Origin of the sequence: Massilia suwonensis (assembly GCF_042655665.1) — a bacterium.
GTDB classification, from domain to species: Bacteria; Pseudomonadota; Gammaproteobacteria; order Burkholderiales; family Burkholderiaceae_D; genus Telluria; species Telluria suwonensis.
The window spans coordinates 161,284-180,319 of the sequence record NZ_JBHSMR010000008.1 but is presented as its reverse complement, the minus strand read 5'-3'; the positions used below and the strand labels follow the sequence as shown (position 1 = coordinate 180,319).

General features: G+C 63.4%; 18 protein-coding genes. 8 read left to right on the top strand and 10 right to left on the bottom strand.

Annotated elements, in window-relative coordinates:
• Positions 1-4 precede the first annotated feature (4 nt).
• The 4 genes from ACFPQ5_RS04285 to ACFPQ5_RS04270 form a co-directional block, all read right to left on the bottom strand.
• Positions 5-1,204 (bottom strand): acetyl-CoA C-acyltransferase, encoded by a 1,200-nt coding sequence (locus ACFPQ5_RS04285; protein ID WP_379752031.1) that lies wholly within the window; start codon positions 1,202-1,204, stop codon positions 5-7.
• Positions 1,201-3,021 carry a bifunctional isocitrate dehydrogenase kinase/phosphatase gene (aceK, locus tag ACFPQ5_RS04280; protein ID WP_379752030.1) on the bottom strand — a complete coding sequence of 607 codons (1,821 nt, stop codon included), beginning with the start codon at positions 3,019-3,021 and terminating at the stop codon, positions 1,201-1,203. The genes ACFPQ5_RS04285 and aceK overlap by 4 nt, the downstream gene beginning before the upstream one ends.
• Positions 3,022-3,203: 182 nt before the next feature.
• Positions 3,204-4,388: an isovaleryl-CoA dehydrogenase gene (locus ACFPQ5_RS04275; RefSeq protein ID WP_056340963.1), complete on the bottom strand. Its 1,185-nt coding sequence runs from the start codon at positions 4,386-4,388 to the stop codon at positions 3,204-3,206.
• 111 nt (positions 4,389-4,499) lie between these two features.
• Positions 4,500-4,919 carry a MerR family transcriptional regulator gene (locus ACFPQ5_RS04270; RefSeq protein ID WP_379752029.1) on the bottom strand — a complete coding sequence of 140 codons (420 nt, stop codon included), beginning with the start codon at positions 4,917-4,919 and terminating at the stop codon, positions 4,500-4,502.
• Positions 4,920-5,055: 136 nt separating this feature from the next.
• On the opposite strand from ACFPQ5_RS04270, the gene ACFPQ5_RS04265 reads away from it, so the two are divergent.
• The 3 genes from ACFPQ5_RS04265 (at position 5,056) to ACFPQ5_RS04255 (ending at position 7,070) form a co-directional block, all read left to right on the top strand.
• Positions 5,056-6,108: an MBL fold metallo-hydrolase gene (locus tag ACFPQ5_RS04265; protein WP_379752028.1), complete on the top strand. Its 1,053-nt coding sequence runs from the start codon at positions 5,056-5,058 to the stop codon at positions 6,106-6,108.
• A gap of 261 nt (positions 6,109-6,369) precedes the next feature.
• Positions 6,370-6,783: a hypothetical protein gene (locus tag ACFPQ5_RS04260; protein WP_379752027.1), complete on the top strand. Its 414-nt coding sequence runs from the start codon at positions 6,370-6,372 to the stop codon at positions 6,781-6,783.
• Positions 6,784-6,899: 116 nt separating this feature from the next.
• Positions 6,900-7,070, top strand: a complete 171-nt coding sequence (locus ACFPQ5_RS04255; RefSeq protein ID WP_168710053.1) for a hypothetical protein — start codon at positions 6,900-6,902, stop codon at positions 7,068-7,070.
• A 21-nt stretch (positions 7,071-7,091) separates the two neighbouring features.
• Here the strand turns inward: ACFPQ5_RS04255 and ACFPQ5_RS04250 are convergent, their stop codons facing one another.
• Together ACFPQ5_RS04250 and grxD are read right to left on the bottom strand one after the other, a co-directional pair.
• Positions 7,092-7,697 carry a UbiX family flavin prenyltransferase gene (locus tag ACFPQ5_RS04250; protein ID WP_379752026.1) on the bottom strand — a complete coding sequence of 202 codons (606 nt, stop codon included), beginning with the start codon at positions 7,695-7,697 and terminating at the stop codon, positions 7,092-7,094.
• Positions 7,697-8,008: a Grx4 family monothiol glutaredoxin gene (gene grxD, locus ACFPQ5_RS04245; RefSeq protein WP_312548751.1), complete on the bottom strand. Its 312-nt coding sequence runs from the start codon at positions 8,006-8,008 to the stop codon at positions 7,697-7,699. The genes ACFPQ5_RS04250 and grxD overlap by 1 nt, the downstream gene beginning before the upstream one ends.
• A gap of 132 nt (positions 8,009-8,140) precedes the next feature.
• Here grxD and ACFPQ5_RS04240 point away from each other — a divergent pair, with 132 nt between their 5' ends.
• Positions 8,141-8,449 carry a hypothetical protein gene (locus ACFPQ5_RS04240; RefSeq protein ID WP_379752025.1) on the top strand — a complete coding sequence of 103 codons (309 nt, stop codon included), beginning with the start codon at positions 8,141-8,143 and terminating at the stop codon, positions 8,447-8,449.
• A 104-nt stretch (positions 8,450-8,553) separates the two neighbouring features.
• Here the strand turns inward: ACFPQ5_RS04240 and ACFPQ5_RS04235 are convergent, their stop codons facing one another.
• The 4 genes from ACFPQ5_RS04235 to ACFPQ5_RS04220 all read right to left on the bottom strand — a co-directional run bounded on the left by ACFPQ5_RS04235 (position 8,554) and on the right by ACFPQ5_RS04220 (position 12,344).
• Positions 8,554-9,000, bottom strand: a complete 447-nt coding sequence (locus tag ACFPQ5_RS04235; RefSeq protein WP_379752024.1) for a GNAT family N-acetyltransferase — start codon at positions 8,998-9,000, stop codon at positions 8,554-8,556.
• Between the two features lies 1 nt (position 9,001).
• Positions 9,002-11,353, bottom strand: coding sequence for a Tex family protein (locus tag ACFPQ5_RS04230; protein ID WP_379752023.1), 2,352 nt, complete (start codon positions 11,351-11,353; stop codon positions 9,002-9,004).
• A 116-nt stretch (positions 11,354-11,469) separates the two neighbouring features.
• Positions 11,470-12,009, bottom strand: coding sequence for a DUF2812 domain-containing protein (locus ACFPQ5_RS04225; protein WP_379752022.1), 540 nt, complete (start codon positions 12,007-12,009; stop codon positions 11,470-11,472).
• The gene (locus ACFPQ5_RS04220) at positions 12,006-12,344 is read right to left on the bottom strand and encodes a PadR family transcriptional regulator (protein ID WP_379752021.1); all 339 of its coding nucleotides are present in this window, start codon (positions 12,342-12,344) and stop codon (positions 12,006-12,008) included. The genes ACFPQ5_RS04225 and ACFPQ5_RS04220 overlap by 4 nt, the downstream gene beginning before the upstream one ends.
• A gap of 217 nt (positions 12,345-12,561) precedes the next feature.
• Between ACFPQ5_RS04220 and ACFPQ5_RS04215 the strand changes: the two genes are divergently transcribed.
• From ACFPQ5_RS04215 to ACFPQ5_RS04200, 4 genes are all read left to right on the top strand, one after another.
• Positions 12,562-15,678 (top strand): DEAD/DEAH box helicase, encoded by a 3,117-nt coding sequence (locus ACFPQ5_RS04215; protein WP_379752019.1) that lies wholly within the window; start codon positions 12,562-12,564, stop codon positions 15,676-15,678.
• Between the two features lie 255 nt (positions 15,679-15,933).
• A complete protein-coding gene (locus ACFPQ5_RS04210; RefSeq protein ID WP_379752018.1) occupies positions 15,934-17,097 on the top strand; it encodes a PAS domain-containing sensor histidine kinase in 1,164 nt (387 codons plus the stop codon).
• 15 nt (positions 17,098-17,112) lie between these two features.
• On the top strand, positions 17,113-17,793 hold the full coding sequence (locus tag ACFPQ5_RS04205; RefSeq protein WP_379752017.1) for a response regulator transcription factor: 681 nt from the start codon (positions 17,113-17,115) through the stop codon (positions 17,791-17,793).
• Positions 17,794-18,096: 303 nt separating this feature from the next.
• On the top strand, positions 18,097-18,801 hold the full coding sequence (locus ACFPQ5_RS04200) for a transposase (RefSeq protein WP_379752016.1): 705 nt from the start codon (positions 18,097-18,099) through the stop codon (positions 18,799-18,801).
• Positions 18,802-19,036 lie beyond the last annotated feature (235 nt).

Genomic DNA, 19,036 nt, shown 5'->3' with positions numbered 1-19,036 from the left:
GGCTTTACACCATCTCGATCGCCATCGCGGTGGCTTCACCGCCGCCGATGCAGAGCGAGGCCACGCCACGCTTGCCGCCGGTCTTCTTCAGCGCGCCCAGCAGGGTAACGATGATACGCGCGCCCGAGGCGCCGATCGGGTGGCCCAGCGCGCAGGCGCCGCCGTGGATGTTGACTTTCGAATGCGGGATGTCGAGGTCGCGCATGGCGGCCATCGGCACGGCAGCAAAAGCTTCGTTGATCTCGAACAGGTCGACATCGTTCGGCATCCAGCCGGTCTTTTTAAAGAGCTTCTGCATCGCGCCGATCGGAGCGGTCGTGAACAGGTTCGGTTCCTGGGCGTGGGTGGCGTGGCCGATCACGCGCGCGATCGGGGTGAGACCGAGTTCCTTGGCCTTCGATTCGCGCATCATCACGAGGGCTGCGGCGCCGTCGTTGATCGACGAGGACGAAGCGGCCGTGACGGTGCCTTCTTTTTTAAATGCAGGCTTCAGCGACGGGATCTTGTCGATCTTGGCCTTCATCGGGCCTTCGTCCTTCTCGACCACCAGCTCGCCGGTGCGGGTCGCCAGCGTGACCGGGGCGACTTCCCAGCCGAAGCTGCCGTCGTTGTTGGCCGCCTGCGCGCGTTTCACCGATTCGATCGCGAAATTATCCTGCTCCTCGCGCGTAAACTGGTACGTGGCCACGCATTCTTCGGCGAAGGTGCCCATCGAGCGGCCTTCGCCGGTCTTTTCGTTGCGCGAGTAGGCGTCTTCCAGGCCGTCGAGCATCATGTGGTCGAACATCGGCGCGTGGCCGATGCGGTAGCCGCCGCGTGCCTTCGGGATCAGGTAAGGGGCGTTGGTCATCGACTCCATGCCGCCGGCGACGACGACGTCGGCGCTGCCGGCGACCAGCTGGTCATGGGCGAAGATCGCGGCCTGCATGGCCGAGCCGCACATTTTAGAGAGGGTCACGGCGCCGGTCGACAGCGGCAGGCCGGCCTTGATCAGGGCCTGGCGTGCAGGGGCCTGGCCTTGTCCCGCCATCAGGCAGTTGCCGAAGTAGACGTGCTCGACCGATTGCGGATCGACGCCGGCGCGCTCGACCGCGGCCTTGATTGCCACCGCACCGAGGTCGCTCGCCGATTTCGACGAGAAATCGCCCTGGAAGGCGCCCATCGGGGTACGGGCGGCGCCGACGATAACGACTGGATCATTCATTGTTGGTTCTCCAAAAGGGATGGCGCTTCGCTTGTCTGCGCCGGGGTGGTGAGCGGGTGGTGAAAACGGATGTGCTGCGGGTACGGAAAAATATCCTGGACTTCGCCGGCCAGGATGCGGTCCTTGTGCGCCTGCCACCAGGCGCGCGTCAGCAAGTCCGCGTGGTGCTGCATAAAGTAGTGGCGAATCTTCGGATTTCCAAGAAGGAAACGGCCGAATTGTTCGGGAAAGACATCGTGTTTGCCGATCGGGTACCAGGGCTCGGCCGCCATTTCCTCTTCCTCAGTGCGCGCCTCTGGTACGTCGCGGAATACGCAATCGGTCAGATATTCGATCTCGTCGTAGTCGTAGAACACGACCCGGTTCTGGCGCGTCAGCCCGAAATTTTTATACAGCATATCGCCTGGAAAAATATTCGCGGCGACCAGGTCGCGAATCGCATTCCCATATTCGAGGATGCCGTGCTCCAGGCGTTCGTCGTCGTTCGCCTGTCCGGCCGCGGCCAGGAACATGTTCAGCGGCACCATGCGCCGTTCGATGTACAGGTGCTTGACGATGAGGTGCTCGCCCTCGATCTCGATGAGGGAGGGCGCATGCTGGCGCAGTTCGGCCAGCAGCGCTTCGCTGAAGCGGTGCAAGGGAAAGGCGACGTCGGAATACTCGAGCGTATCGGCCATGCGCCCGACCCGGTCGTGGTGTTTCACCAATAAATACTTCTCTTTGACCTGGGCGCGGGTCGTCTCCTTCGGCGGCGGATAGAAATCCTTGATCACCTTGAACACATAGGGAAAGGAGGGCAGCTCGAAGACGAGCATGACCAGGCCGCGGATGCCGGGCGCGCTCTGGAACTGGTCGGAGCTGTGTTTTAAATGCTGCAGGTAATCGCGGTAGAACAGGGTCTTGCCCTGTTTCTGCAGGCCGAGCAGCGTATAGATCTCGCTCTTGGGCTTGCGGGGCAGCAGGCTGCGCAGGAATTGCACATAGGCCGAGGGCACTTCCATGTCGACCAAAAAGTATGCGCGCGTAAACGAGAACAGGACGGCGATCTGGCGCGGGTCGGTCAGTACCGTATCGAGCACCAGTTCGCCGCGCCGGTTGTGCAGCAGGGGAATCACGAACGGATAGTCGCGCGCGCCGTTGATCGCGCGGCCGACGATGTAGGCGCCTTTGTTACGGAAGAACAGGTTCGACAAGACCTGGAATTGCTGGTTCGGTTCGGCCTGGTCGAGACCGAAAGCTTCGCTCATGCGCGTTTCGACCAAACGCACGTCGCGGTCCAGGTCGGCGAAGGGGCAGTCGAGCTGGAAGTTGGTGACGATGCGTTTTAGCGCGAAACGCAGGCCGTCGGCCGCCGGGTAATACACGCGGTAGGTTGGCAGCAGCTCGTCGGTCTCGATGTATTCGGTCGAGATCACCGGGCGCACGAACAGGAAATCGTTGTGGTAATAGCTGCGGTGCAGGATGCGGCAGCTGACGGAATTAAAAAAGGTCTCGGCCAGTTCCGGCTGCTTGTGGCCGGACAGCAGGCCGATGTAGTGGAGCTTGGTTTCGCGCCAGACAGCGTCGCCCAGCTCGTCGGCCGTGTAGGCGTCTTCCAGGGCGGCGACGGTTTCCTGGACGCGCTGGTCGTAGTAGTCGATGCGCTCGCGCGCGGCGCGCTGGGCGACGGGCCAGCTGGCGGTCTCGAAATGGCGTTTCGCCGCCTGGCTGGCCGCGCGGAACAGGCGGTAGTGCTTGTCGAAGCCGTCCAGGATGGTGCGCGCGATGTCGAATGCGATCTGGGAAGACAGCATTTTGGGGAACGCAACTTGTGTCATCGTTCGTCTCGCGCGGGGGCCTTATTGAACGGCTATTTTATTGCAAGTAAGGTGGGCGGGTTTCCCGCCCACGCGGTGGTAGTTAGCTGCAAGATCATCCGGTCCGATATCGGAGCCGGTAACGATCACCGCGTGGGCGGCAAAGCCGCCCACCTTACATCCTTCCGTTCCAGTTCGCCCTATTACATCGTCTCGCCAAACAACTCGCGGCCGATCAGCATGCGGCGGATTTCGCTGGTGCCGGCGCCGATTTCGTAGAGCTTCGCATCGCGCCAGAGACGACCGACCGGATACTCGTTGATATACCCATTGCCGCCCAGGGTCTGGATCGCTTCGCCCGCCATCCAGGTCGCCTTTTCGGCGCTGTACAGGATGGCGCCGGCGGCGTCCTTGCGCAGGGCGCGCACCTGCTCAGGCGAGGTCGCGCGGTCGCAGGCCTGGCCGACGGCATACACGTAGGCGCGGCACGCCATCATGGTCGAATACATGTCGGCGATCTTGCCTTGCATGAGCTGGAATTCGCCGATCGCCTGGCCGAACTGCTTGCGCTCGTGAATGTAAGGGACGACCGAATCCATGCAGGCCGACATGATGCCCAGCGGACCGCCGGACAGGACGGTGCGCTCGAAGTCCAGGCCCGACATCAGGACATTGACGCCCTTGCCGACGCCGCCCAGCACGTTCTCGACCGGCACTTCGCAATCCTGGAACACCAGTTCGCCCGTGTGCGAGCCGCGCATGCCGAGCTTGTCGAGCTTTTGCGCGATCGAGAACCCTTTAAAACCTTTTTCGATCAGGAAGGCGGTCATGCCGCGCGGGCCGGCTTCCAGGTCGGTCTTGGCGTAGACGACCAGGGTGTCGGCGTCCGGACCGTTGGTGATCCACATTTTCGTGCCGTTCAGGACGTAGCGGTCGCCCTTCAGTTCGGCTTTCAGCTTCATGCTGACGACGTCCGAGCCGGCGTTCGGTTCCGACATCGCCAGTGCACCGACGTGCTCGCCCGAGATCAGCTTCGGCAGGTACTTGCGCTTCTGCTCTTCGTTACCGTTGCGCTTGATCTGGTTGACGCACAGGTTCGAGTGGGCGCCGTAGGACAAGCCGACCGAGGCGGAGGCGCGCGAGATTTCTTCCATCGCGACGATGTGGGCCAGGTAGCCCATGTTGGCGCCGCCGTATTCCTCGCTCACGGTGATGCCGAGTAAGCCCAGTTCGCCCATCTTCTTCCACAAATCCATCGGGAACTGGTCGGTACGATCGATCTCGGCAGCGCGCGGGGCGATCTCGCTCGCCGCGAACTGTTGGACTGCTTCGCGCAGCGCGGCGATGTCTTCGCCATGGTCAAAGGTCAAGCCTGGAAGATGCAGCATGGTCGTCCTCTCGGTGAACGGGGTTGTTGAGCACTGTGCATGATACTCGCGTGTGACGTTAACGTAAACGTCAAGTAGAGAGTAAAGGAAGCCGGCCGGCTTCCGTGGGAATCAGGCGGCCTTGCTGTCCAGCGAAACACCGCCCGCGGCGCTGTCGGCCAGCAGGCGCCGGCATTCTTCCTCGTGCGCGGAAATTTCCTCCAGCGCCATCTCGATGTCGGCGCGCTGTTGTTCCAGCGTCTCGCGCTGGTGGGCCAGTACGCCCAGGAAGCGGTCGATCTGCGCTTGGGTGTCCTTCGGCGACTCGTACATGTCGACGATGCTCTTGATTTCCGACAGGGTCAGGCCGAGGCGCTTGCCGCGCAGCGTCAGCTTCAAACGGGTGCGGTCGCGCGGCGTGTAGACGCGGTTGCGTCCGCCGACGCCTTCGCGGCTGGGGCTGAGTAAGCCCTGATCTTCATAGAAGCGGATCGCGCGCGCAGTGATGTCGAATTCGCGGGCCAGTTCGGCGATGGTGTAGGTCGTGGGCATTTCCGGTAGCACTGAAGCGGCTGAAAGTGGCAGATCGTGGAATCGCTTAGAATCTTCTAACGCGTTTTCCGTTTACGTCAACGTCAAACGCATTGTAGCGCGCACGACCCATCCCGAATACGAAAGATTGTCGAACATGAATCCGCTCGAATCCGAACTGTCCTATCCCTTCGCCGAGCTGCTGCCGGCGCCCGGCAGCGTAGAGGAGGTCGCGCCCGGCGTCGGCTGGCTGCGCATGCCGCTGCCGTTCGCGCTAGACCACATCAACCTGTGGCTGCTGCGCGACGAACGCGAAGGGAAGAGCGGCTACACGGTGATCGATTGCGGCGTGGCCACCGACGCCACCCGCGCCAACTGGGAGCAGGTGTTGGCGGGCGCCATGGACAATCAACCCGTGCTGCGCGTGCTGGCCACCCACTGCCATCCGGACCACGTCGGCCTGTCGCACTGGCTGTGCGAGCGTTTTAATGCGCCGTTCTGGCTGACGGCCGGCGAATTCGGCTTCGCACGCATGATGGCAGCCGCCCTGCCGGGCGTGGACGGGCCCTCGGCCATTCCCCATTTCGAGCGCCACGGCCTGCGCGACCCGGCCATGCTCGAGCAGATGCGCAGCCGCCGCAATTACTATCCGTCGCTGGTGCCCGCCGTGCCCGCCGCGTATTCGCGCCTGCAGGATGGCCAGAAAGTTGCGATCGGCGCTGCGGCCTGGCGCGTGATCACCGGTTTCGGCCACTCGCCGGAACACGCCTCGCTGTACTCGGAAGAATTGAATGTGCTGGTGTCGGGCGACATGGTCTTGCCGCGCATTTCGACGAACGTGTCCGTGTTCGCCGTCGAGCCGGAGGGCAACCCGCTGCAGCAATACCTCGATTCGCTGGATAAATTCGCCGACCTGCCGGACGACGTGCTGGTGCTGCCCTCGCACGGCAAACCCTTCCGCGGCCTGCACACCCGGATCGCCCAGCTGCGCGCCCATCACGTGGCGCGCCTGGCCGAGGTGCTGGAAGCCTGCCGCACGCCGCAGAGCGCGATGGACATCGTGCCCATCATGTTCCGGCGCCAGCTCGACGCCCACCAGCTCAGTTTCGCCCTTGGCGAGGCGCTCGCGCACCTGCACAAACTCTGGAACGATGGTATGTTAAGGCGTGTAACCGGGGACGATGGCGTCGTCCGGTTCGCACTGACCTGAACGCTTCAGGCCGGGTCCGCCCTGGATCCGGCGCCACGGCAACGCCGGCCCGTCTCGCACACGCGACGACTCTTTGTTTCTGTACGGCTACAGATACGATACATTCATGCTTTTTGGAAATTTTGTGGCATGATGCATCCCATCCGGGAAAAATCTCTTCAATTTCCACTTCTTTGTTAAGCCATCGGCCTGCCGAGTGTCACAAGTGGTCTTTACAGGCCGCTAACTGACTTTTATGGTCGAGCATGAAATAGTGCCATCATGAATTCCACGAATGAACGGGAGAGCTTCAGTGAGCGTCTCCAGCAGGCCCTGAAAAACGCCCATTACTCGCCGGACAGCCCGACCCGCCTGGCACGCGAATTTAACATTCGCTTCGAAGGCCGCCCGATCACGGTCCACGCCGCCCGCAAATGGCTGGTCGGCGAAGCCATTCCGACCCAGGAAAAACTGCGCATGATCGCCCAATGGCTGGGCGTGCCTGCCGACTGGCTGCGTTTCGGCGGCGCCGAGGCGCCCGGGGCGCAGGCCGACGGTGGCGCCAGCGCGCGCTTCGAATCGGCCGACGTCAAGCTGATTGCCGACCTGCAGCGCCTGGATGAGCACCACCGCCAGCTGGCACGCGAATTCATCCGCATGCTGGTACGGATGAACCACCCGGCCCCCTCGAAGTAAGCCGCCGCCTTCTTCCGGACAGCGTTTCCGCTTACAAATTTTCTTCCGAGTCAGGTAGTCCAAATTGCCGCAACTTGGCGCATAATCGATTTCTCACAGCCGAGGATCGTGCGCCTATGAAAAGCAATTACATGAACACCGCCCAGCTGAAAGAACTCATGACCGCGCCGCCGATGTCGGCCGCGCGCCATGCCGAAGTGATGCGCAAGCGCATTGCCCAGCGCAGGATGCTGGAGGAAGCCAGGGAATTGAAGAAGGCCGGCGACAGCGACCATTTGAAGCGCTAATCCAGCGATAAGCGCTGCCGTTCAGCCCGCTGGCGTGTCCGGCGTGCCGCGCATGCCGGACCAGCGTGGCGCGGCGGTATTTTCCAGGCCTAATAGATCCAGCACGCGGTCGAGCGTGTGGTCGACCATCTCGTCGATGCTCGCCGGCCGGTGATAAAAGCTAGGCAGGGGCGGAAACACGATGCCGCCCATTTCCGTGACCGCCGTCATATTGCGCAGGTGCGCCAGGTTGAGCGGCGTTTCGCGCACCATCAGCACCAGGCGCCGGCGTTCCTTCAGGATCACGTCGGCCGCGCGTGCGACCAGGTTGTCCGCCAGGCCATGCGCCACGGCGGCCAGTGTCTTCATCGAGCAGGGCGCGATCACCATGCCGTCGGTCTGGAACGAGCCGCTGGCAATCGATGCACCGATTTCCCGATTTTTATGGACGACGTGGGCCAGCGCCTCGACCTCGCGCCGCTGCATGCCGACTTCCTGGTGCAGCGTGAGGGAGGCGGCGTCGGACATCACGAGGTGGGTCTCGACGCCTTCGACCGCTTTCAATCGTTGCAGCAGGCGCACGCCATAGACCGCGCCGGTCGCGCCGGTGATGGCGACGACGATACGACGCGGTCGTGGGCTACTCATTACTTCTTGAACATCGCCTGCAGTTCGCCCGACTCGAACATCTCGTTCATGATGTCGGAGCCGCCGATGAACTCGCCGTTCACGTAGAGCTGCGGGATGGTCGGCCAGTTCGAGAAGTCCTTGATGCCCTGGCGCACTTCCGGATCTTCCAGCACGTTGACGGTGGCGATGTTATCGACGCCGCAGGCTTTCAGGATCTGGATGGCGCGGCCGGAGAAGCCGCATTGCGGGAATTGTGCGGTGCCCTTCATGAACAGCACGACCGGAGTGTTGGTCACGGTGTCTTTGATCCAGGTTTGTACGTCGCTCATGTGTGTGCCTTCGGTGGAGATGAGATAGATGGCGCCATTCTATAAGAAATCGCCCGCGCCGGTGCGGCGCCGGGCCCGGCGATTGCGGTATCATCCCGGGTTTATTTTGTGCTAACCAGTCAGGATTTGCTCATGCAACAACGACCCGCCGCCGCGCCTTCGGCCGCTTTCAATTTCATCATGGCTGCCGTGCTCGGCTTCCTGGGCCTGTTCGACCTGGTCGTCGGTGCGCGCGGCGATGGCGCCGGGGTGTTCATCACCGGTCTCGCCATGACGATCTACGCGGCCATGTTGCTGCGGGACGCGCTGCACATCAAGAAGACCGGCCGGCCGGCCATGAGCCGGGCGCGCATGAACAAGATCGGGCTGGCGTGCCTGGCCTTGTATGTGGTTGGTGTGCTGGTGAAACGGGTGCCGGAGCTGGCCCAGTTCTTCGGCTGATTTTGTGGGGCGATGCGTTGCGGTTCGCATCGGCACGACCGCGTGGGCACGGAGTGCCCGATGAAACCGTGGCCGAGGCCATTGGCCTCGACCACCCCTACGATCTATTGAAGCCGCTTGCCGAGGCAGGCGGATTCTTCCCGTCCTACATACCTGCCATAATGTGCGACCGGCAGATAGCCATTGCGCGCATAAAACGCCAGCGCCCGCTGGTTGACGCAGCGCGTCGACAGCCACAATTCGCGGTAGCCGAAGGCGAGCGCCTGCGCTTCCAGCGCCTTCAATAACGCCAGCCCGGCGCCGCTGCCTGGCCTGGCATACATCCTTTTCAGTTCCGCCACGCCCGGCGCCAGCGGCCGTACGGCACCGCAACCGAGCGCCAGGCCATCTCCGTCTCTCGCGATCAGAAAGACCGAACACGGCCCGCGCACGTCGGCCGGATCGAAGGAGCCCGAGCCGCTGTCGCCGCAAATCGCAGCCAGCGCGGCATCGAGTTCCTTGACCAGCACCCGCGCCTCAGGACTGTCCGGATCGGCGGGTGCGCACTGCATTTTATTTGCGCAGCTTGGCAAAGGCCGCCGCCATCGCGCCGCCCGCATCCTGGCTTGGGCGCTCCTGGCGCTGGTGCTGGGCCACCCGCTTGCGGTCTTCGCGGTCGCCGCGCTGCTGCGGTTGCGCACCCGGCTGCGGCGCCGAATCCGACAGGCGCATCGTCAGCGCAATGCGCTTACGTTTCGGATCGACTTCCAGCACCTTCACTTTCACGACCTGGCCCGCCTTCACCACCGTGTGCGGATCTTTGACAAACGTATTGGAGAGCGCCGAGATGTGCACCAGTCCATCCTGGTGCACGCCGATGTCGACAAAGGCGCCGAAGGCGGCCACATTGGTGACCACGCCTTCCAGGATCATGTCCGGACGCAGGTCGCTGATCTCTTCGACGCCTTCTTTAAACGTCGCCGTCGTGAATTCCGGCCGCGGATCGCGCCCCGGCTTTTCCAGCTCTTTCAGGATGTCGGTCACGGTCGGCACGCCGAATTTGTCGTCGGCGTACTTGGCCGGATTCAGCGACTTGATCAGGCCACTGTCGCCGACCACCGCCTTCATGTCGCGCTTCACGTCGGCCAGGATCTTCTGCACCACCGGGTACGATTCCGGGTGCACCGCCGAGGCGTCCAGCGGATTGTCTCCGCCCATCACGCGCAGGAAACCGGCCGCCTGCTCGAAGGTTTTATCTCCCAGGCGCGGCACGGCCTTCAAGGCCGCGCGCGAGGCGAACGCGCCCTTCATGTCGCGGTAGCTGACGATGCTCTGGGCCACGCTGCTCGACAGACCGGACACGCGCGCCAGCAGCGGCGCCGAGGCGGTATTCACGTCGACGCCGACCGCGTTCACGCAATCCTCGACCACGGCGTCGAGCGAGCGCGCCAGCTGCGTCTGCGAGACGTCGTGCTGGTACTGGCCGACGCCGATCGATTTCGGGTCGATTTTCACCAGTTCCGCCAATGGGTCCTGCAGGCGGCGCGCGATCGAGACGGCGCCGCGGATCGACACGTCCAGGTCCGGCAGCTCGCGCGAGGCGAATTCCGACGCCGAGTACACCGAGGCGCCCGCTTCGGAGACGACAATTTTCGTCAGCTTCAGTTCCGGACGCGCCTTGATCAGGTCCTGCGCCAGTTTATCGGTCTCGCGCGAAGCGGTGCCGTTGCCGATCGAGATCAGCGAGACATTATGTTTTGCGGCCAGCTGGCCCAGCACGTGCAGCGAGCCGTCCCAGTCGTTACGAGGCTGGTGCGGGTAGATCGTCGCGGTATCGACCACCTTGCCGGTGGCGTCGACCACCGCCACTTTCACGCCGGTGCGCAGGCCCGGATCGAGGCCCATGGTGGCGCGCTGGCCGGCGGGCGCCGCCAGCAGCAGGGATTTCAGATTGCGCGCGAAGACGTTGATGGCGTCCAGCTCCGCCTTTTCGCGCAGGGCGCCCATGAGTTCCGTCTCGATGTACATGAAGCTTTTCACGCGCCAGGTCCAGCGCGCCGTGTCGAGCAGCCATTTGTCGGCCGGGCGGCCCGCGGCCTTGATGCCGAAACGGGCGGCGATGCGGCTTTCGCAGGGATTGTGCGGCGCATCCCACTTCGGCTTTTCGGCCTCGGTATCGAGACGCAGCGCGACGTCGAGGATGCCTTCGCGGCGGCCGCGCATCAACGCCAGCGCGCGGTGCGAGGGAACGGTCGCCAGCGGCTCCGAATAATCGAAGTAGTCGGCAAACTTTTCTCCTTCTTCCTGCTTGCCGTCGACGACTTTCGATTCGACGACGCCGTGCTCCTGCACGTATTCGCGCAGCGATTGCAGCAGGGTCGCGTCTTCGGCAAAGCGTTCCATCAGGATCTGGCGCGCGCCGTCGAGCGCCGCCTTGATATCCGCCACGCCGGGATTGTTCACGCCGTCGGCATTCGTAAACGCCTCGCGCAGATACTTGGTGGCTTCTTCTTCCGGATTGCGCGACGGGTCAGCCAACAGATCGTCGGCCAGCGGAGCCAGGCCCGCTTCGACCGCGATCTGCGCCTTGGTGCGGCGCTTCTGCTTGTAGGGCAGGTATAAATCTTCGAGGCGGGTTTTATCCTCGGCCAGGGCGATGGCTTCCAGCAGGGCCGGCGTCATCTTGTTCTGTTCGGTGATCGATTCGATGATCGCCGCGCGCCGGTCTTCCAGTTCGCGCAGGTAGCGCAGGCGCTCTTCCAGCAAGCGCAGCTGGACGTCGTCCAGGCCGCCGGTGGCTTCCTTGCGGTAGCGCGCGATGAAGGGGACGGTGGCGCCTTCGTCCAGCAGGGCGATGGCGGCGGCGACCTGCGCCGGCTTGGCGGCCAGCTCGAGGGCCAGGCGTTGTTCGATGGAGGGCAGCATGGAAGCAGAAATCCGTGAGTCAGGCGGGCAATGATACGCAAACGCGCGCGAAGTGCCAGTCTTGACAGCGTATTGCAGGCATGCCGATAGGCCCGGCCACAGCCGGGCCGCTGGACTCAGGCCGATTCCGGGGCGCGCTCTTCACGGATGCGCAAGAGCAGCCGCAGCACCGTGTACGCCAGCACCAGAAAATAGACGAGGTAGATGCTGCTGATGAGCACCAGCGAAAAGGTCGACAGTTTCGAGGCCAGCGACCCCTTGTCCGTCGTGATCAGCAACATGAACGCGGGCACGGCGCTGCACACGAGCATGAGCAGCAGGCGCTGGAACTTCTGGATTTTCGAGGCGCGGTCCGTAAAGATTTCCGGCTCCCGGCCCTGGGTCGCGGGCGTGCACCAGTAATACCAGCCGGTGCAGGTCGTCGCCAGCTTCCAGCCCGCGTCCTCCATCAGCTGGGAAAACCCGTCGTCGGCCTGGCCAAAATCGACGCGGTAGACGAGGTCGCGCGGGGCGCCGCGGCGGAAGGTCCAGACGCACAGCGGAGTCACGTTCTCCAGGTACAGGCCCTGCTGCGCCATCGCGCGCAGCCAGGCTTCCTGTTCGCGGTCCTGGTGGGCCCAAAAGAACTTGAATCTGGTGACAGTTTCCTTATTCATGCCGCTGCTTCCTTTCCCAGTGTTGACAGTACAAATTGCCCGTTGCGCAGCATGATGGCCAGGCGCCGCACCTGCTCGGCCAGCACCCGGCGGCCCTTCTCCGTCAGTGCATAGGTCTTGCGCCGCTCTTCTTCGCTGAGCTTCTCGATCAGCCCCTGCTTTTCCAGCGTGCCGAAGGCGCCGTACAGGGTGCCGGGGCCGATGACCACGTTCCCCTGGCTCATGCTTTCCACCTTTTGCATCAGCGCGTAGCCGTGCATGGGCTCCTCGAGCGCCGCCAGCACGTAATACGTCGCCTCGGATAAGGGCAGGAATTTTGCAAAATCGATGTCCACAGCAGCTCCCGGATGGATATATCGGGTCTCGACATATCGAATATCGATATAGTAGCAGTACATGCCGGCTTGTCAATCGGTTTTGAAACCGGTCAGCGATGCGTATCTTTCACACCGTAAAGAATTTTCGGCAAGGTGCGATTCCGAACAAAACTGAAGTGCCCGTATGAGAGATAATGGTGTTTGTTGTTTTTTTTCATACAGGTTCAAGGACCCAATGCACACAGTTGATTTCCCACGCGAACACGCGAGCGATGCCCCGGCACCGCGCGCGACGCCGGCACGCGCGCCCGCACTGCCCGCACCGGTGGCGACCTGGCTGCAACGGGTCGAGGCGGCAGCGCATCCGCAACCCAAGCTGAACATCGAAGTTGCCGATCCGAAAGCGGTCCAGTACAAATTTGTCTACGTGATGGCCCCCACCAGCGGTGGGCGCCATGTCGCCATCTGCCTGTGCAAGGCGCGCCTGCGTCCGAACGGCGACGTCGCCGCCGCCAGCCCGGTGAATGAGGTGTTTTCCCTGCTGTCCGCGCCGCCGGCCTACCTCGAAGGCGAGGACGAAGACCTGGTGCGTTTCTTCATCGCCATGCGCAGCGGTTCCTCGCAAAGCACCAGCGCGACCGAGCCGAAGGGGAAAGTGGGCGCCATCCTGCTCGATCTGTTGCTGCGTCAGGGCAAGCTGCTGTGGGCGAATTCCTGGGCCGACATGGCCAATGGCCTCGTCTATCCGCTGCAGGCCGGCCCTACGCGCCAGGCCAACCTGGCATGGCGCGACGAGGGCCGGGCCGCCAAGCTCGGCTGGTCGGTGGAGCCGGCCAACGGCGCGAATCACCCGGGCGCGGACCTGATCGACTACATGCTGCCGACCGATCCGCCCTGGTACATCGACAACCTGTCCTGCGGCCCGCTGTCGCTCAACCGCGGCGGCGTCGACATCTCGCTGGCCGAACTGCAGGCGCTGGTGGCGCAAGCGCCTGTCCTGACCGGCAACGATAAAAAACGCGTCTCGCAACTGCTGCTGGCCCACGGCCTGCAGGAACTGATGCCGCTGCCGCAGCCGCTGACCCAGCGCGTGCGCACGGACGTCAAGCCGCAGCCTTTCCTGTTATTGGATTCCGTGTCGCTGGCCGATACCGGCGCGCTGCGCTGGCACGATTTCGCCGTCCTGTCTTTCGATTACGACGGCCAGCGCGTTTCCTTCGATCCGTCGCAGCGCGTAGTGCGCCAGATCGGCGACGTCACCGAAATTATCGATCGCGACGCGGCTGCCGAAGCGGCGGCCCTGGATAAACTGAGCGAACTGGGCTTCCGCAAGCCCGCCACCACGCCGCTCTCGAACGTGGCCGGCGCCCTGCAGCTGGAAAGCCAGGCGCACTGGCTGCGTTTTGCCGAAAGCGACCTGGACGCCTTGTCGGATGCCGGCTGGCACCTGCAAAAGTCGAATAAATACCGCTACGACGTGGTGCCGGTGGAAGACTGGTATGCCGAGATCGACGAGCCGGAAGAGGCCGGTAAAGCCTGGTTCGAGCTGGAACTGGGCATCGTCGTCAATCGCAAGCGCGTGCCGCTGCTGCCGGTGCTGGTGCAATTGATCCGCAACGCGCCGACGGATTTCGATCCGGCCGTGCTGGCCGCCCATGGCGAAGCCGACCAGATGCTGGCGACCTTGCCCGAAGGCGTGCGTGTCGCCCTGCCATGGGCGCGCGTCAAACCGATCCTGGCGACGCTGGGCGAGCTGTATTTCAACGACAAGATCAAGAACCGGGTGCGCCTGTCGACGCTGGATGCGAGCCGCCTGGAAGAACTGGCGCGCGGCGTCGAACTGCGCTGGTTCGGCGGCGAGCAGCTGCGCGAGACCGGCCGCAAGCTGAGCCAGTTCGGTTCCGTGAAAAAAGTGGCGGCTCCCGCCGGCCTGCAGGCAACCCTGCGCGACTACCAGCTCGACGGTCTGTCGTGGATGCAGTTCCTGCGCGAATACGACCTGGCCGGCATCCTGGCCGACGACATGGGTCTCGGTAAAACCGTGCAGACCCTGGCGCACATCCTGACGGAAAAGGAAGCAGGCCGGCTGACCAGCCCGGCATTGGTGATTGCGCCGACCAGCCTGATGACCAACTGGCAGGAAGAAGCCGCGCGCTTCGCCCCCAGCCTGAAGGTGCTGCTGCTGCAAGGTAAGGAACGCGTGGACATGTTCGACCAGATCGAGCAAGCCGACATCGTGCTCACCACTTATGCCTTGCTGCCGCGCGACGAGGAAAAACTGCGCGAGCACCATTATCACCTGGTGATCCTCGACGAATCGCACTACATCAAGAATACGCGCTCGAAGGCGGCGCAGACGGCCGGTTCCCTGAACGCCAACCACCGCCTGTGCCTGACCGGTACGCCGCTGGAAAACCACCTCGGAGAACTCTGGTCGCAATTCCACTTCCTGCTGCCCGGCCTGCTGGGCGAGGAAAAGGCGTTCAATACCCAGTTCCGCCATCCGATCGAACGCCAGGACGATCCGGTGCGGCGCGCCTTGTTGAACCGACGCATCCGTCCTTTCCTGCTGCGCCGTACCAAGGACCACGTCGCGAAAGAATTGCCGGAGAAAACGGAAATGGTGCGCCGGGTCGAACTCACCGGCCCGCAGCGAGATTTGTATGAAACCGTGCGCCTGGCGATGGACAAGAAGGTGCGCGAGGAAATCGACCGCAAGGGCGTGGCGCGCAGCCAGATCGTGATCCTGGAAGCCTTACTCAAACTGCGCCAGGTCTGCTGCGATCCGAGGCTGGTGAAAGCCATGCCCTCGAAGAAGAACACGGCCGCCATTTCCGCCAAGCTGACCGACCTGATGCAGATGGTCGACGATTTGCTGGAAGAGGGCCGCAAGATCCTCGTGTTCTCGCAGTTCACCAGCATGCTGGCACTGATCGAGGAAGAACTGGCGGCGCGCGGCATTCGCTATGCGATCCTCACTGGCGAGACGCGCGACCGCTCGGCGCAGGTGGCCGCCTTCCAGCAGGGCGCGGTGCCGATCTTCCTGATCAGCCTCAAGGCCGGCGGCGTCGGCCTGAACCTGACGGCGGCCGATACCGTCATCCATTACGATCCTTGGTGGAATCCGGCAGCGGAAAACCAGGCCACCGACCGCGCCTGGCGCATCGGGCAGGATAAACCGGTGTTCGTGTATAAACTGATTGCGAAAGGCACGCTGGAAGAAAAGATCCAGCAGCTGCAGCAGAAGAAGTCTGAACTGGCGAACTCGATCCTGGCCGAAGGCGAATCGCAGAAGATGGCGCTGACGCAGGAAGATCTGCAGGCGATCTTCGCGCCGCTCGACGAGCAGTAGACCTACCTGGCTCAGACTCCAGCCCGCTTCGGCGGGCTTTTTTGTGCCTTTTTGGCGGGTTGTCATGCGGGTTGCATGGAAGCGCGCACGAATCAGCGTGTGAATAGAAAGATACTGAACAAAATTGTGTATGCTGCAATTTTGGCTGATTGCTATTGCAACAACGCTTGCCTATACAGAAGGGTATGCCCAGCTATATACTCCTTGCGCACTGGTTCAGTGCGCTGATTGTACTAATTTCTGGAAGGGTATTTGATGAACCGCAGCGCCAGTAACGACTGTTCCGGCCATGCCGGCGTGGCGCTGTCCGAGCAGTTCCGCGTGATCGCCGAGATCAGCGGCGACATTGCCTTCAGCATCGACTGCGCCAGCGGCGCGCTGCGCTATGTCAGCCCCGCGATCGAACAATTGCTCGGCTACACCCCGGAACAGGCGGCTGATGCCTTCTGCGCGGGCGGCGAAGGCCCGCTGGCGGCCTTGTATGCCGGCCTGCCGGAACGCATGCGGCGCCTGCGCGCGGGCGACCGCAGCCGGCTGCGCCTGGTGCGCGAGACCGAACTGCAAGGCGCGCACGGCTACCCGGTGCCGGTCGAAGTCATCTCTTCCCTGCTGTGCGGCGAGGATGGACGGCCCCAGGCGCTGGTCGGCCTGCTGCGCGACCTGTCGCCGCGGCGCCTGCGCGAAGCCGAGCAAAAGCGCTTCGCCAGCATGCTGAACCACGAATTCCGTACGCCTTTATCCACCATCGACGGCGCGATCCAGCGTCTCGAAGCCACCAGCCCGCATACCGACGAGGCGACGCGCGCCCGCTACCGCAAGATCGCGCTCGCCACCGACCGCCTGATCGGCATGCTCGACGATTACCTGTCGCCGGAGCGCATGGCCGGCATCGGCAGCGAGCGCCAGCCGACCACGGTGGCGCCGCGCACCCTGCTGGAAGAGGGCGCGGCCCAGCTGCGGGCGGCCGGCCGCGTGGCCAGCATCAAGGCGCGCGAACTCCCTGAAACCCTGCGCTGCGATCCGGAAGGCTTGCGCCTGGCACTGAAGGTGCTGATCGACAACGCGGTCGCCTATTCTCCGGCGACCTCCCCGGTGGTGCTGGGTGGGCGCCTGGCGGCCAGCGGCATCGAGCTCAGCGTGCGTGATCACGGCCCCGGCGTGCCGCGCGACGAGCAACCGCGGGTCTTCGACAAGTTTTACCGTGGCAGCAACGCTGCCGGCATGCCGGGCAGCGGCCTGGGCCTGTACATGGCGCGCTCGATCGTCGAAGTGCACGGCGGCATCCTCAGCCTGGTCAGTCCGGGCGGAGGCGGCGCCGATTTCCGCATCTGGCTGCCGGTCGCAGGCGCCGCGAAGATGCTTGCGCGCCAAGGCACGACACCCGATAATCCCGCGCTGCCCTCCGGCAACCCAACATGAAGAACGTGTAAGCCCATGACGCAGATACTGATTGTGGAAGACAACGGCGATTACGCCGGGGACATGGCCGATTTCCTGCGCGAACTCGAGCATGAAGTCACCATCGCCACCTCCGCCAGCGAGATGTGGGCGGCCCTGACGCGCACCCCCGCCGCGGTGGTCGTGCTCGACCTCGGCCTGCCCGACGAAGACGGTTTTACGGTGATTCCGCGCATGCGCCAGCTGTATCCGGAAATCGGCCTGCTGGTGCTGACCGGACGGGTCGCCTTCGACAACCGCATCCTTGGCCTGCAGCTGGGCGCCGACCATTACCTGACGAAGCCGATCAAGTTCCCGGAACTGGCTGCCCACATCGAAGCCCTGGGCCGCCGCGTGCGCCCGAGCGAACCGGCGCCGGCACCCGTGAAATGGACCCTGCGCGTGAGCGCACGCCAGCTCGAGCTGAGCGGCAAGGTGATCGATCTGACGGAGAAGGAATTTAATTTTCTGCACCTGCTGACGATCAACACCCGCCCGGTGCCGCGCGCGACCATCGTGGCCGGCATGGGGGGAGACGATCCGGATGCGAGCCGGCGTGTCGACATGCTCGTCTATCGGCTGCGCAAGAAGACGAGAACGGTGCTGGGCCAGGAGCTGCCGCTGCGTAGCGCCTACGGCGAGGGCTACAGCCTCTCCGCAGGGTTCACGCTGGCTTGATCGTCGTTCGTAGGGTGGGCATTCCATGCCCACGCGGTACAACGCCTCCTGATCGAAACGTGTTTTCGACCCGCACATGCCGCACCGCCATAGATAACTGTAGGGTGGAGTCCCGACTCCACGCGTTTACAGCGTCGCCGTAGTCGACATGCGTTTTCGATCCGCACACACCGCACCGCGTGGGCATGCCCACCCTACAAATCGGGACAGAGTCAGCAGTTAAATTTGCTTGCTCAAAACAAATAAGGGACACAGTCTTCCCGCCGCGCTAGAATACGGCTACCTGCCTCATTCTTGCGCACCATGGCCCGCCAACCCCGCCTCATCCTCCCCAAGCACGCCCATCACATCCTCCAGCGCGGCAACGACCGCCAGCGCATCTTCCGCGAACCTGCGGATTACGAACGTTTCCTGGCCTGGCTGGCCGAAGCCGCCCGCGCCTATCAGGTCGCCATTCACGCCTACGCCCTGCTGCCGACCCAGCTGCACCTGCTGGCCACGCCCGAAACCGGGGAAGCCCTGGCGGCCATGATGCAAAAGCTCGGCCGCCTGTATGTCCCCTGGTACAACGGCAAGTACGAACGGACCGGCGGGCTGTTCGAAGGACGTTTCCGCACGGCCGTGGTCGAACCCGACCGCCACCTGCTGATGTGCAGCCGCTTCATCGAGCTGGCGCCGGTGCGCGAGGGAGAGAGCGGCGAGCCGGCCGCCTACCCGTGGTCGAGCTATCGCCACCATGCCGGCGTCGCGGCGGATGCCGTCGTCACCGAGCACGCCCTGTTCTGGGGACTGGGCAATACGCCCTTCCAGCGCGAGGCGGCATACATCGCACTGGTGGAGGAGGGGATCGGTCCTGAGGAACTCGCGCAGGTCGCCGGTGCCGTGCAAAAGGGGCAAGCGCTCGGTTCGCACGCTTTCAAACTCGAACTCGAGCGCCAGACCCAGCGCCGCATTCTTCCCGCCAAGCGCGGCCGCCCTTTTAAAACGCCGCCTGCGACGGCTGCCTGAGCCCTACAGTGGCCTGTTCGGCCAAGCACTTCGATCGCGCAATGTTACGCTGCCCATCTTTTAAGCAAAGCAATTTCCTGCTGGCCTGAGGAGAAAAGACCGAATTTTCCTCGACAAGAATCCGACTTTATACCTTGAATTGGACCTGTCCCTATTTATCTGATCCATGTCGAATGGCTGAATTAAATCGACTCCGACCCTCATTGTTCTCCTTGCAGGCTTTGTTGCATTGCAC